The sequence below is a fragment of the Polaribacter sp. Hel1_85 genome, assembly GCF_000766795.1.
GTDB lineage: Bacteria > Bacteroidota > Bacteroidia > Flavobacteriales > Flavobacteriaceae > Polaribacter.
Genome location: NZ_JPDS01000002.1, coordinates 816,845 through 831,440 on the forward strand (window position 1 = coordinate 816,845; position 14,596 = coordinate 831,440).

Below are 14,596 nucleotides of genomic sequence, written 5' to 3' on the forward strand. Positions count from 1 at the left end.
AAAATATGACGTTTTTAAAAGCTTCTTTTTTAACCTAATTACAACACAATTTTCGTTGTTAAATTTTTAAAAGAAAACCTACTTCAAAAAGTTTGTTTTTTGATTCATAAAAACAAAAAACAATAAAATAAAAACGCCTGTAAATAACTAATTATCATTTATTTATGTTTTTTTAAAATTCAAATTCATCTTTGTAACATTTGTTACATAGTAATGTAACAAATGACACTGTATATACTTGTTATATATAAAACAATTATGACAAAAATCATAAAAAATCTTCCTCATCGGTTATAATTTTAGTATCAATTAAGCAAGTAATATTTTTCAAATTTAAATTATAATACCATGAAAAAATCCTCATTTTTTTTAATTACAATTTTTATTTCTGCAACTGTTCTATTAAGCAGTTTCACAAATTTAGAGAACAATACTTTTAACCCTCCAAATGAATTTAAAACACTATTAAACTATCTTGAAAACAATGTTAATTATATAGAAAATGAACTGCCATTAATTATGGCAGACGAAGTAAAAAAGAATTATAAAAATTCTAAATATCATATTATAGATATTAGAGCTAATAGTTGGTTTGATTATGGTCATATTAAAAATGCAGCCAATGTAAAAGCAGAAAATCTACTTACCTATTTCGAAAACACGATTAAACCATCAGATTTCGATAAAATAGTGATGGTATGCTACTCTGGTCAATCAGCATCCTATTATGCAAGTTTATTAAGATTAGCTGGTTATGATAACGTTTATAGCATGAAATGGGGAATGAGTTCTTGGAGAGAAGATTTCGCTAACAATTCTTGGAAGAAAAACGTTAAAAATGATTTTGCTTCAAAAATAGAAACAATAGAAAAAGCAAAACCAGAATTAGGATCTCATCCTAATTTAAATACAGGTAAAACAGAAGCAAAAGACATTTTAAGAATACGATTAGAAAAATTATTTGCGACACCTTACAAAGAGTTTATTATTAAATCTATAGATGTTTTCGAAAACCCAAACAATTATTATATAGTAAACTATTGGGATCAAGAAAAATGCGAAGGTCACATCCCAGGAGCCCTTCATTACACTCCTAATGCATCATTATCAAAAGATTTATTAACACTTCCTACAGATGAAAAAATAGTAATCTATGAAGCTACAGGACAAAAAGCAGCATACATAGTAGCTTACTTAAATGTTTTAGGATACAACACTGGTAATTTAGCTTATGGGGAAAATAGCTTTATGAATAAAGTACTAAAAGAAAAAGGTAGAGATGCCTTTACCAAAAAAGAAATTAACATGTTCCCAGTAGTAGAATAACAACCAAATTATATAAAATTAAATATTCAAGTCATGAAAAAATTATCTTTATTATTTCTAGGATTATTATTGATTCCTACATTATTCCTTACTTCTTGTGATAGAGGTGATGAGTTAGTAGATGATATTGTTGGTGTTACAACTCCAAAATTTACTCTAATGAAAGAGTATATGGTTAATAACAATTTAGATATCGACAAAATTCTTACAAACGTTGATGGACAAAAATTTGTAGTTGGAGCTCCTGCTGCTGCTGCAGATGTTGATGCTTTCCTTGATGGATATTACATTATGGATATTAGAAGTAGTGCCGACTTTTTAACAGCTCATGTAAATGGAGCTATCAATGTTCCTTTTGCTGATATTTTAACAGAAGCTCCTAAAGCAGGAACAAAACCAATTCTTGTAGTATGCTATACTGGTCAAACAGCTTGTTATGGAACTGCTTTATTACGTATGTATGGATATCCTAAAACTCAAGCTTTAAAATGGGGAATGTCTGGTTGGAACCCTTCAACTGCAGGTTCATGGAACAATGCTATTACAGGAAACCCTGCAGCTACAAGTTCTAACTGGAGTTATAGTCCAGCTCCTTCAAATGTAACTTATGACGACCCAGAAATTACTACTTTATTAACAGATGGTAATGCAATTCTTAAAGAAAGAGTTGAAGCTATAGTAGCTTTAGGTTTTCAAGGTGTAAATGGTACAGATGTATTGAGTAACCCTGGTAACTATTTTATCAATAACTATTTTAGTGAAGCAGATTATTCAGGATTTGGTCATATCAATAGTGCTAATAGAATACTGCCGTTTACACTCGCTGACGATACATATTTAAGTCTTGATCCTGATGCTAGTACTTTAGTTACTTATTGTTATACAGGGCAAACATCTGCTGTTTTAACTGCAACCTTAAGAGTGTTAGGATACAATGGAGCTAGTTTAAAATTTGGAATGAATGGTTTGTACAACTCAAACCCTGTATGGGCATCTAACCAATGGAGTTCTTCTGTATCCAAGAATTACCCTACTTTCTCTAATTAAATATAATAATTATGAAAAACTATATATATATATTATTTACTCTGGTAATGCTTCTCCAAATCAATCCTGTTTTATCACAAGGTTGTGAAGGTGATGATCCAGTTGGTAATGATTCCATAAATACTCCAAACGTTAAAATATTTGGATACATACAATCTCAATTTGATTATAATTTTACTGATGGAGATCAAGCAAATACTTTTAAATTTAAAAGAGCCAGAATTGGTGCTTTGGGTAAAATAAGTGATCATTTCTCATACTATTTCATGTTAGAAACTAGTCCGTTTATTGGAAGTTCTGGAGATGCTTATCTTATGGATGCATTTATTACCTACTCTAAATACAATTGGGCTAAAATGTCTGTAGGTTCTTTTAAACAACCATTTAGTTTAGAAGTTGCAACAGCTTGTCATTCATTAACAACTATAGATAGAGCTATTGTGGCAGACCAATTGGTTGCTCCACAAAGAGACTTTGGGTTTATGGTTTTAGGCGGAAATAAATACACTAAATTTAATTATTGGATTGCTTTAATGAATGGAACAGGTTTAGGACAAGCAGATGGTAATACAAAAAAAGATATTGTTGCCAGAGCTACTTATAAACTTACTAATTACTTAACAATTGGTAGTAGTTTTAGACATGGGTATCCAATACCAAATAATAATGATGATAGTAGAACTACTTATGGTGGGGAATTTGTTGTGAAATTAGATAAGTTAGAAGTACAAGGTGAGTATATTTATGACGAAGGTGCTTACTTTTTAGGAACAAGTGGTGGTTGTGGTGCAACTCCGGTTGCGCTTGGTGAAAAAAGAGATGGAGCTTACATTATGGCTGCTTACAATATAGATGAAAAATTACAACCTGTTTTTAAATACGAGTTTTTTGATCCAGATATAGATCGTAAAGATGATGGTACTTATCAAGAAAGAATGACACTTGGTGTTAATTATTTCTTTAACCAAAAAGTAAGGCTTCAACTAAACTACCAAAGCAACATTCAAACTGTTGTTAATGTTAAAGACGACGCTTTATTAGCTCAAATGCAAATAAGATTCTAATTTAATAATTGCAAAAGAAATGAGTTAACCTTAATTTAAACTTAAAACCCTCTGTAAAAAATCAGAGGGTTTTCTTATATAATTCAGTATCTTTATTACATCAATTAAACTAACGTGAACAACCAAGAGATTATACTTAGAGAAAAATTAAGCGATTATTATTCTAATGTTTTTGAAGAAAAATTAATCGATGAAATAATAAATGTAGGCCATTTTGATAAAATTAAAAGTGGTGAGCTTTTAATTGATATTGGAGAAGATATGACACATATTCCTTTAATATTAGATGGTGCTGTAAAAATTATTAGAAAAGAAAAAGAAGGTGAAGAATTTGTACTTTATTATTTAGAGCCTGGTCATACTTGTGCTATTTCGTTTGTGAATTGTATCAACAAGAAAAAAAGCATTTTTAAAGGTGTTGTAGAAAGAGATATGGAAGCAATTTTTATTCCTGTAGACCATATAGATGAGTGGTTAATAAAACATAAGTCTTGGCGTCATTTTATTATAGATAGTTACCATTTTAGGTTGATTGAAATGGTAGAATCTATAGATAGTTTAGCTTTCTTAAAAATGAATCAGCGTGTACTAAAATACCTAACAGATAAAGTTAAAATTAATAACAATAATATTGATCTTGAAATTACACATCAAGAAATTGCTACTGATTTAAATACCTCTAGAGTTGTTGTTACAAGACTTATAAAGCAATTACATGATGAAGGAAAAATTCATTCAACCAGAAACTATATTAAAGTTTTAGAGTTGTTTGAATAGCTATTTTTCTAATTAAGCTCAAATTTACATTTAAAGCAACCTTTATTTAACCAAAATACTCTTTTTAAAACTACTTTTTGGAGCTTCGCATAAAGAACATTCATAATTCTCTGGAAGTTCGTTAAAAAGCGTTTTTGGAGGAATGTTTTGAGTAATATCTCCAAAAGCTTCATCATAAATTGTTAAACAATCAGAACATTGATACACTTCTAATTCTGTAATTTCTTTTTGTACTTCAACTTCATTTTCATCCTCTTTTTCGCTTCCTAATTGCTCAAAATATAACTGACTTAACTCCATCAATAAACCAGGTAATTCTACTTTATCCACATCTTGAACATGCATAATGTATTTCCTTGTATTTGGATCAAAATTTTTGGCATAAAAAAGATTGTACGTATCTCTTGTTTGAAAGTTTCCAATCATTTCTGGTTGCATATTTTTTTCAACAACAATTGATGTAAAAAAATAAGAAGATTTTTTGTAATCTGTAATTCCGAATGTTAAACCATAAGTACTTATATCATTCTGATCGAAATTAGAAACCAAATATTTCTTTAGATTTAAAGCATCCTTATTTGCAACAGGAATGTGCCAATTTAACTCTAACATTGAGTGACGTACATTTATTCCTCTTTTTCCTAAGAATTTTTCCCAAACTAATTTCGATTCTTTCGGAATCCCTTTTACAATAAAAGATTTCCAAGGAGTAATTGATATTTTACCAATTTTGTTTTCAAAACATAATTCGCACATCTCTTTTAAGAAAGAAATATCATATTTATTATTTCTCCAATACAATCCTAACCAATATTTATCAACTCCTATTTTATTCATTCCTTCAAAATAAGGAAAAGGATAAAAAGGAACTTCTAATGGTTTATCTACAGTTCTATTATTAGTGTCTACTGCATCACTAACTAAATCAAAAATCATTTCAATAGTTTCTGGTTCTTCTTGTAGAATGTTTTCAATAGCAGTTTCAATTTTGTCTAAATCCCAACTGTAAATTAATGCAGGATACATTTCTGTTTTTTTCCAATCTGGAAGTCTCACATACAAATACCAATAATCTTCATGTTCTGAAGCAATGAAATTTATATTTCCAGTAAACAAGGGGACTAAACGTTGTTTTGGATCTATTAAATTGATTTTTAACTTTGATTTTGAGCGAAATTGCTCTAAAAGATACAGGTATCTATCTCCTGTTAACCAAGAAGTACTTGGAAAAATATCTGCACAAACATAAGAAGAAACAATGTTTTCTACACCAATTTCATCAGCTTCAACAATTTTTAATTTATCAAACTGAACCAACTCTTCTTTTTTTGCTTTTTTAGGTAATAATATATCTTGTCTAGAGCCAAAAGAGATGGTTTTTAAGCCTAAACTTTCTACAGACTCGCAAATGTATTTTAGCTCTCCTGGAGATAAAACCCCGCCTTTTACGATTAACCTATTTAACTGTTTGTTCATGCTCCTACCTTTGCGTTATTCAATATTTCTCTTACTTCCGTTTTACAACTTCCACAACCTAAACCTGCACCTGTTTTATTACATAATTCTGTAAAATTTGTACAACCATTAGCTATTTCTTCTTCTAGATTTCCTTCACCAACCTGACTACAAGAACAAATTAATTTCCCTAAAACTGGTTTGTCATTAGAAGCGCCTCTTAACAAAGTATTTCGTTTATCAGACATTTCTATTTTGCTTTCAATCATGGTTTTGAACTCAGCAAACTCGTTTTTATCACCCACCAAAACAGCACCAATTAGCAAATCATCTTTTACAATACATTTCTTATAATAACGTTTAGAAATATCAGTAAAAATAACTTCTTCATAACTTGTGTCATTCTCTGGAACAGAAATTTCACCAATACTACACAGATTTAAATCGTTGAATTTTAAAATATTCATTAAAACAGATCCTTTGTAAGCTTCACTAATATCGCCAGCAATAAAATTGGCTAAAATACCTGCTTGTTCTTCTGCTGCAGAGGTAATTCCGAATAATTTATTTTCAAATTCTGCAATTTCACCAATCGCAAAAATATCTGGGTGTGAAGATTGTAAATGTTGATTTACCTTCACTCCTCGACCACAAATAATTCCGTTATTCTTAGCAATTTCTATATTTGGTCTTGTACCAATTGCATATACAATAGCATTGGCAGTAATGTATTTTCCACTTTTTAGGTTGATGGTTAATTCACCCGTATCTTCATCATCAAAAACAGTACTTACTTCATTATCAAAATAAATTTGAATTCCTCTTTCTTGTACGTCTAACGACAATAATTTACTAGAAATTTTATCTAATTGACGTTCCATTAATCTTGATGCTCTTTGCACAATGGTAATTTTTACCTTTTTATGCTTCATAGCTGCTGCTAACTCTAAACCTAACAAACCTCCTCCAACAATTACAACATGTTGTTCTTCTGGAGGCAAACCTGTATTGTCTAAATATTTTTTAAAACGATCTGCATCATTTTTATTACGCATTGTAAATCGACCAGGTAAATCTATTTGTACATCTTTCGGAATAAATGGTCTACTTCCTGTTGCTAAAATTAATTTATCAAAAGAGTGAACTTCTCCATTAGAATCAGTTACTGTTTTGTTTTCTTTATCAATGGTTTCAATAATAGTTTCTGGGTGAATTTTAATATCTAATTTGTTTAATTCAGCATTTTTTATCTTTAATAATTGCTCCCAAGAAAGTTCTTCTGTAATATATTCTGGTAATAAAACTCGGTTATAAAACAAGTTTGATTCTTTCGAAAAAACATGAATTTCATCAACCTCATTATTATCTCTATAATTCTGTAAAAAACGAAAAGCTGCAGCTCCAGCACCAGCAATTACAATTTTCTCTTTTGCTTTTTTATATTTTGAAACAGCAACTGATGTAAATTTAAAATCTGGCTCTTTAGAAATTGGATCTATACGTGTATGTGTTAAATTATTTGCTCTATTTAAATTACTTTGCAAAACTTTACCCCAATGCATTGGCAAAAATACAACACCTTTTTTAATAGCATCAGTAGTTTTTGCACGCACTCTAACAACACCATTTTCACTTTTTATTTCTGTAAGATCTCCATCCTTAATTCCGTTTAAATAAGCATCTACAGGATTTATTTCTAATACAGGTTTTGGGTAATGTGTTTTTAAACGAGACACTTTCCCTGTTTTGGTCATTGTGTGCCATTGATCTCTAATACGACCTGTCGTTAAAATTAAAGGAAAATCTTCATTTAATTTTACAACACTATTTTCTATTGATGATGGAAGATTAAAAATTGCTTTTTGTGATGGTGTATAAAATTTTTTATCTTCAAAAAGACGAGATGTTCCTTTACTTCGATATTCATTTACTGGCCACTGAAAAGTACCTTCGTTTTTTAAACGCTCATAATTCAAAAAAGAAACATCAATATTTGTTCCTTTCGTCATGGATGCATATTCATCATAAATTTCTGACGAACTATTATATTCAAAACCTCTAAATCCCATTCTTTGTGCAAAATCACAAAAAATTTCTACATCTGGTCTTGCTTCACCTGGAGCATCAATTTCTTTTGGTAAATATGATATTCTTCTTTCCGAATTCGTCATTGTTCCTTCTTTCTCTAACCATGCAGCTGCAGGTAAAACTAAATCTGCATACGTTAAAGTATCTGCTTTATGAGAAATTTCTTGCACTACAACAAACTTAGAATTAGCCATTGCTTTTTCAATTCTGTGAGAGTTTGGCATACTCACTAATGGATTTGTACTTGCAATCCAAACTGCTTTTACTTTTCCGCTGTCTAATGCATCAAATAATTCTGTTGCAGTTAATCCAGGGTTTGGAGATATTTTATCAACTCCCCAAAACTCTGCAACTTCTCTTCTATGTTCTTCGTTTTGCAAGTCTTTATGAACAGCTAATAAATTAGCCATTCCACCAACTTCTCTACCTCCCATTGCATTTGGCTGACCTGTTAAAGAAAATGGTCCTGAACCAGGTTTACCAACTTGACCCGTAATTAAAGAAAGGTTTAAAAGTGAAACATTTTTATCTGTACCAACTATACTTTGGTTTAATCCCATTGCCCACATGCTGATAAATCCTTTAGAAGTACCAATCATTTTTGCTGCTTTTTGAATATCTTTTTCAGAAACTCCACAGATTTTTGAAGCTTTTTTTAATGATGTTTCAAGAATTAATTTTTTATAGTCATCAAAACCTTGGGTATGTTTTTTTATAAAACCATCATCAATCCACCCTTTTTTATACAAACATCTTCCAATTGCGTTGTATAAAACAACATCAGTTCCTGGTGTTAATTGCAAGTGCAAATCTGCAAAACTGGCAGAATCTGTTTTTCGAGGATCAATTACTATGATGTTAACATCTGGGTTTTCTTCTTTGCGTTTTTCTATTCTTCTAAATAAAATAGGATGACACCAAGCAGGATTTGCTCCTGTTATTAAAAAACAATCTGCTAATTCTATATCTTCATACGAAACAGGCACACTATCTTCTCCAAATGTTTTTTTGTAACCAACCACTGCAGAACTCATACATAAACGTGAGTTGGTATCTATATTGTTAGTTCCTATAAACCCTTTTGTTAATTTATTGGCGATGTAATATTCTTCTGTTAAACTCTGGCCAGAAACGTAGAATGCTACAGAATCTGGACCGTATTTTTTTATAATTGATTTAAATACGTTAGCAGCTCTATCTAAAGCTGTGTCCCAAGAAACTCTTTCTCTAGGATGAGAACGAGACCATCGCATTTCTGGATATAAAATTCTGTCTGAAGTATCATTAGCTACGTAATGTAAGTTCATTCCTTTAGAACATAAAAGCCCTTTATTTACAGGATGCTCTTTATCACCCTCAACAAAAACCTTGTTGTTAATGTCTTTTTTTACGATAATTCCACAACCAACTCCACAATAAGAGCAAGTAGTTTTAACTTCATTTTTAATCATTTAGACAACCATTTTATACTAAATACGACATTAAATTCTTACTAACCTAAGTTTTATTTTATTATTCTGAATACACTAAAAAAGCATACTTCGAATTTTTAAATCAACAAAAAACTACTACTAAAATTAGTTTTTTACTTTTACAGGAATTAATTCTGGATTTAAATTATCTATACTTTTTGGCGCTTCTGCTTTTTCTTCTTCTGCAGAAAATTTAATAGTTAAAGCAACAATACCCGTAACTACTACAACAAAACCAATTAATAAATATCCACTAGAAACAGCACTAGAAGATGCTGCAGATTGTGCTGCTTTAATTACTTCTTCTCCTAAACCTTCATTAGAAACAATGGCTGCTTTTTCTGCAACTGCAGATTTAGATTTTAGCAACATTGCTGCTAAAAATGCACCTACATTTCCTCCTGCTCCAACAATACCAGATACAGAACCAATTGCTTTTTTATTTATAAATGGCACTACAGAAAATGTTGCTCCTTCTGCCATTTGAACACTTAAACTAAATGAAATTAATAATACAATACCTAAAATTAAACTTGTTGCTCCAGAAAAAGAAATTAGAATAATTCCTTGTAAAGTTAAAATGAAAGATAAAAATAAAACACGACCTCTTAATCCTTTTAATTTCCCAAATTTATCACCAAAGAAACCACCTAAAGTTCTTGCAAAAATATTCATTAAAGCAAATGACAATACAATGTTACCTGCTGTTACTCTTTCTAATTGAAACGTATTTTGAAGATAATCATCCATGGTTCCGTAAACCGTTAATTCAATTCCAAAACTTGCTGCATAAACAACAAAAAGAATCCAAACTCTATAATCTTTTAAAACCTCTAAAAAACCTATTTGATCTTTTTTAGTAACTACCATTTCTCCAGAAGCTTTTAAGTCGCTAAAGTTTCCTTTAGGAGTATCTTTTGTAAAAAAGAAATAAACAATACCCATTAAAAAACAAACAATACCTGCTATTACCATAGAGTATCTCCAAGCTTCGGCGTCAGCAACACCAAAAGCAACTACTGCACCTGCTATTAAAGGCATCCCTAATCTATTTGCTCCACCTCCTAAATTACCCCAACCTGCAGAAGTTGCATTTGCAGTTCCTACAATATTTGGCGCAAACATTAATGAAGTATGTACTTGTGTTATTACAAATGAAGCTCCAATAAAACCAATAAACAACCTGCAAACTAAAAATTGAGTTGGTGTCTGTACTAATCCACATAATATTACAGGAATTGCTCCTAACATTAACAACCATGTGTAACATAATCTTGGACCATATTTATCACATAATTTACCAATTAATAAACGAGCAAATACAGTACCTGAAACTGCTAAAATAATTGAGTTCCATTTTTGATCTGGAGTTAAACCTAAATCTTTTACAACATCTGGCATAAAAGGTACAATACCAAACCATGCAAAAAAGCATAAAAAGAATGAAATTGAGGTAATCCAAAATGTACGAGTTGATACGTGTTTAAAGTTAAATAAACTTAGTTTTGTTGATTTTTCTTGTGCTAAAATTGCCATAATACATATTTTATAAAAACAAAACTAAGTATAAATACTTAATTTTAATGTTAATAAATACGTATTTTTATAATTATTAGTAGATTAATAATTACGTATTAGTGATTTTAAGAATATGCTAAAATTGAGGTTTAAAATTATAAAAATAGAAAACTAAAATTTTAGAAACACTTATATTAATCGATATTCTTTTGCTTTATTAGTTAATTCTTGAAGATTTTTAGCTTCTAGTTTTTTCATTAAGTTAAAACGATGTACTTCTGCAGTACGCTTGCTTATAGATAATTCTTCAGCAATATCTTTATTGTTTTTTAACTCTAAAACTAAAGCCAAAATTTGTTTTTCTCTCTTTGTTAATTGAAAAGGAAGTTCTTTAATTACTGTTTTAGATTCTTCAGCCTTGGTTGTATTTCCATTCACAAAATTATTCATAATAATTGAAGAAACATCTCCAGTAAAATACTTACCTCCAGCAGCAACTTTATTTACAGCTTTTAAAAACTCTTCTTTACTTGCTCCTTTTAATAAATAACCATCTGCTCCTGCTTGTATAGATTTTACTACGTATTCTTCTGAATCATGCATAGAAAGCATTAATGTTTTTACATCCATTTTACGTCTATTAATTTCAGCAACTGCGTCAATTCCATTCATTTCTGGCATACGAATATCAATAATTAAAACATGAGGTTTATTTTTAGATATTACCTCTAAAGCTTCTTTTCCATTAGAAGCTTCATCTATAACCATAATTCCTGTTTGATCTTCTAAAAGTGCTTTGATTCCATCTCTCACTAAAACATGGTCATCTGCTAAAACTACATTAATCATAACTGTAAATAATTTATACGTACAAAAATAAGAAATTTAAGTAAAACTACGTATTTTAAATTGGGATGTTTAACGTAACTCTAGTCCCTTTTCCTAATTCAGAATTTAGGAATAATCGACCATCAATATATTTAATACGCTCTTTCATAAAAGTCATTCCCATTCCTCCATCTCCTTTTTTCACTTTATTTACTTTTGAGGGCTCAAAACCTTTTCCATCATCATCAATATTGATACTTAAAATGTTTTTACTATGAGAAAGAGACACTAAAATATGTGAAGAATCTGCATATTTTATAGCATTATTAATGGCTTCTTGAGTAATTCTGTAAATATTAATTTCTACTAAAGAATCTAAACGCAGATTGAAGTCTGTTTTATTGTATAAAACTATTTCTTTACCCGTTAATCTACCTAATTCATGGGTTAATTTATTAATTGCTGGCACAATACCATGATCTGATAATTCTGGTGGTGTTAAGTTAAAAGTTGCTGTTCTAACACCTTTTATAATGTTTGTAGTTAACTCTTTTAAATGCTCAATTTTAGAGGTCGTTTTTTCAACATCTTGGGTATTTATGCTTTCTAAGTTGTACTTTAATCCAGTTAACATTTGTCCTATTCCATCATGAACATCTTTAGCAATTCTGTTTTGTTCTTTTTCTTGATTTTCAATAATCTTACTTGAGATTATTTTTTGTTGATTCATTTTCTCCTCAAAACTAGCCTTTGTTAATCTTTCAATTTCTAATTGAGCTGCTTTTCTATCAGTAATTTCTGATGCTATAATTAACAATTCTGACTTATCTTCAGTTGGTCTGTATGGAATAATAGACATTTCTAACCAAATATTTTTACCTGCTTTTGTAGTTGCTTTAACTTCTCCTTGCCAACCTGTTTTTTTATTTTTTTCAATTAAAAGTTCTAAAGCAACTTGTTCGTTATTATTACTTGATAAAACATTCCAAAAGAACACTTCATTTGTGAAATTTGATAACTTAAATAAGCGAGAAAACTTATTTCCCATGTGAATTAAGTTTCCTTTTGGAGAAATTCTTGCAAACAACAAGGTTTCATCCATTGCATGACTTAAGGCTCTTAATTCTTTAATGGATCTTTCTTTTGAAATACTTAGTTCGTCTGCATCAAAAGCCATTTTGTTGGCTTTTTTTTCTGCAGATAATAATTCTGATAAAGTTGCTTTTACAGATTTTGCTGTTGGCCAAAAAATGAATAATAATTCAACTAAAAGAATCAATAAAGTAAACCCCATTAAAAAGAGCTCTAACTTTCGTAACCAAACCACTTTTTCATCTGCTTCTAAATCATATTGATTTACAATTTCATCCATTATCAATAAAAAAGAACTTTCATTATTGGTAACTTCTTTAATTTCGGAAGCTAAATTTTCACTAGAAATTAAAGGGTTTTCAGTTAATTTTTTTTCAATTGATTTTGATGCTTTTTGAATGATTTTAAAAACTGGGTTTATTTCTTTAAACTTATTCTTAACCTCAATACTATTTTGTTTTGGAAGCCCTAAACTATCATTTCCTTTTTGAAGTGAAATATGAGATAACTCCCATAAATAAAGTGTTTCTTTAATTTTATTTTTAAGTGAAATTCTTGTGTTTACATCTACAGAAACAGAAAGAGAAACAATTTCTTTGGTTAATTTCTGGCTCAACATTCTTTGTCTACCAGCAATATTAATTACTGTAGAATCACTTTGTTGAGTTTTTAAATGATTACGAACTAAAAATTGACTGATAATTACAGAAAGTGCAATTGTACTTAAAGCAATTACATATAAACGGCTTAATTTATTAAACGTTCTTTGGTCTAATGAATTACCATTTTTTATCATTTGAAAATCCGTTTTTAAGAGATTGCTTGTTTTACCAAAGCTAAACTTTTATCAGAAAAAGGAAGTGTTAATGCAGCTTCATGTCCTTTCTCAGACATTTTTACCCATGTTTTTTTAAGAATATCTATCACCTTTTCATCAGTATGTTTTTCTGCAAACTCTTCAAAATAGTAATCTAGAAAAACCAAACAAATTGTGTCTTCTAAAGTTTGAGACTCTTCGTTTTTCTTAATAAGTTTCTTTAGTATGATCTTTTGAACTCTTTCAACAAATTGAGCATCAAAACCAACTTGTTCTAAGATTTCTCCAGTAAGTTCTGCGTGCATTTTTTTAAGTGTTTCACGCCATTTTAAATACCCAACTCTATCCATTGGATATTCTTTTCTTCCAATTTTCCAGCGACAAATATGTTGTGCTCTTGCTGCAATTTGAAGTGCTTTAGACGCATTTGGCTCAAATTGAAGCAACTTTCTTGTCATCCTTTGAGAGTACAATAACTCTTTAGAATATTCTAACCCAGCAACTTGATATGTATTTGGATCTTCAGCATTTTTTTTATCAATAATTGCAATTGCAGTTTCAAATCTTGTTGGCTTCATTTTTTGGCTTTATATAAAAACATACTACCAAGTTTTTACTTGGCAGTTTCAGTTAAAAATGTCATTCCCATGAAAACGGGAATCTAAATAAATAACTTTAATTAAAGTTATTTATTCTGAAAAGCCAATATACACATTTTCTTCTTCAATCTTAACAGGATATGTAGCAATAGCATCTAAATCTCCATTTAAATTTTCACCAGTTTCTAATGAAAAAGTTTTTTTATGAAGTGGACAAGCAACTTTTGGGGTTCCTTTATCATCACCTAACATACCTCTAGATAATACCATTTCCATTTTATGAGGACAAACATTTTGGCAAGCAAACCATTGTTTTGTTCTGCTAAAATTGAAAACTGCAATTTGTTTTCCCTTATACTTTATACAACCACCACCGTTTTCAAAAAAATCATTAACAGCTCCAGCTTTAAACCATACAGCAACATCACTTATTGCAGTTGTTTTATATTGAGAAAGTATTGTATCCATAATTATCTATTTTTATTACTGCAAAAATGCAGATGAACTGATATT

General features: G+C 29.8%; 11 protein-coding genes. 4 read left to right on the top strand and 7 right to left on the bottom strand.

Annotated elements, in window-relative coordinates:
* The first annotated feature begins 348 nt into the window (after positions 1-348).
* The 4 genes from PHEL85_RS10635 to PHEL85_RS10650 all read left to right on the top strand — a co-directional run bounded on the left by PHEL85_RS10635 (position 349) and on the right by PHEL85_RS10650 (position 4,214).
* Positions 349-1,326 carry a rhodanese-like domain-containing protein gene (locus PHEL85_RS10635; RefSeq protein WP_036824861.1) on the top strand — a complete coding sequence of 326 codons (978 nt, stop codon included), beginning with the start codon at positions 349-351 and terminating at the stop codon, positions 1,324-1,326.
* Between the two features lie 33 nt (positions 1,327-1,359).
* The gene (locus tag PHEL85_RS10640; protein ID WP_036824866.1) at positions 1,360-2,373 is read left to right on the top strand and encodes a rhodanese-like domain-containing protein; all 1,014 of its coding nucleotides are present in this window, start codon (positions 1,360-1,362) and stop codon (positions 2,371-2,373) included.
* A gap of 11 nt (positions 2,374-2,384) precedes the next feature.
* Complete coding sequence (locus PHEL85_RS10645; RefSeq protein WP_081965129.1) at positions 2,385-3,437, top strand: porin; 1,053 nt, start codon at positions 2,385-2,387, stop codon at positions 3,435-3,437.
* Between the two features lie 114 nt (positions 3,438-3,551).
* Complete coding sequence (locus PHEL85_RS10650; protein ID WP_036824870.1) at positions 3,552-4,214, top strand: Crp/Fnr family transcriptional regulator; 663 nt, start codon at positions 3,552-3,554, stop codon at positions 4,212-4,214.
* Between the two features lie 42 nt (positions 4,215-4,256).
* On the opposite strand, the gene PHEL85_RS10655 is transcribed toward PHEL85_RS10650, so the two are convergent.
* The 7 genes from PHEL85_RS10655 to nirD form a co-directional block, all read right to left on the bottom strand.
* Positions 4,257-5,690: a rubredoxin domain-containing protein gene (locus tag PHEL85_RS10655; RefSeq protein ID WP_036824872.1), complete on the bottom strand. Its 1,434-nt coding sequence runs from the start codon at positions 5,688-5,690 to the stop codon at positions 4,257-4,259.
* A complete protein-coding gene (locus PHEL85_RS10660; RefSeq protein WP_036824876.1) occupies positions 5,687-9,208 on the bottom strand; it encodes a nitrate reductase in 3,522 nt (1,173 codons plus the stop codon). The genes PHEL85_RS10655 and PHEL85_RS10660 overlap by 4 nt, the downstream gene beginning before the upstream one ends.
* A gap of 126 nt (positions 9,209-9,334) precedes the next feature.
* Entirely contained in the window at positions 9,335-10,765 is a 1,431-nt protein-coding gene (locus tag PHEL85_RS10665; RefSeq protein WP_036824877.1) for an MFS transporter, read from the bottom strand.
* Positions 10,766-10,936: 171 nt separating this feature from the next.
* Complete coding sequence (locus PHEL85_RS10670; protein WP_036824880.1) at positions 10,937-11,596, bottom strand: response regulator transcription factor; 660 nt, start codon at positions 11,594-11,596, stop codon at positions 10,937-10,939.
* A 55-nt stretch (positions 11,597-11,651) separates the two neighbouring features.
* On the bottom strand, positions 11,652-13,463 hold the full coding sequence (locus PHEL85_RS10675) for an ATP-binding protein (RefSeq protein ID WP_036824882.1): 1,812 nt from the start codon (positions 13,461-13,463) through the stop codon (positions 11,652-11,654).
* Positions 13,464-13,477: 14 nt separating this feature from the next.
* Complete coding sequence (locus PHEL85_RS10680) at positions 13,478-14,062, bottom strand: DUF4202 domain-containing protein (RefSeq protein ID WP_036824884.1); 585 nt, start codon at positions 14,060-14,062, stop codon at positions 13,478-13,480.
* A 111-nt stretch (positions 14,063-14,173) separates the two neighbouring features.
* Entirely contained in the window at positions 14,174-14,551 is a 378-nt protein-coding gene (gene nirD / locus PHEL85_RS10685; protein ID WP_036824886.1) for a nitrite reductase small subunit NirD, read from the bottom strand.
* Positions 14,552-14,596: the final 45 nt, after the last annotated feature.